We start from the raw sequence: 599 nt of genomic DNA on the forward strand, positions 1-599 counted from the left end.
CATTGATTGCGGGGGCCGCCGACAAATCCGACCCACTCCGTCGTCGGTCATCTTGGGGTGCCTGCCATGCTTACCTTTCGAACATGGTGGGCGCCTTGGCTTTGCCAGCAACATGCGGTGTCTGACAGCGAGACGAATATGAACCTTGTCCAGAGCAGGCCGGACCTACCTGACGTCGCAGGTCGGCTCGCAAACGACACACCCACCCCGGCGGGCCAACGGTAAGCGATCCATATTAGCATCCGCTTGCTAACCAAGTCGCCACGCCCGTTGGCGATGAGCCTGGTTCGCGAGGTCCTATTCGGGCGAGGTCCATGCAGCAAGCTCATAGAGGTTGCAGAGCACTCTTGACGACAAAAGTCCTCAAACCCATATCGCCGCTGGGCCAGGGACACTGCCGGTAGGTCCCGGCCCTCCTGACACTCAATTGTTCGTTCGATTTGGAGGATCTTATGAACGACCGGATGTTCGACAGCCCTGTTTTCGTCAAGAGCGGAAACAGCCTGATCCAGGAAATCGCATGCATCGAGGACGCCCTGGAATTTCTCTACGAATGGCCGAAAAATAGGCGCGGCCCGATTTACGACACTGCGCTGCGA

Annotated in this window: 1 protein-coding gene; it reads left to right on the top strand. The window is 57.9% G+C overall.

The window, feature by feature from the left end:
* Positions 1 to 452: 452 nt before the first annotated feature.
* A partial coding sequence (locus EOA29_RS39255; protein ID WP_145970150.1) for a DUF982 domain-containing protein occupies positions 453 to 599 on the top strand: 147 nt, incomplete at its 3' end.

It is taken from the genome of Mesorhizobium sp. M1E.F.Ca.ET.063.01.1.1, assembly GCF_003998155.1.
Lineage (GTDB): Bacteria > Pseudomonadota > Alphaproteobacteria > Rhizobiales > Rhizobiaceae > Mesorhizobium.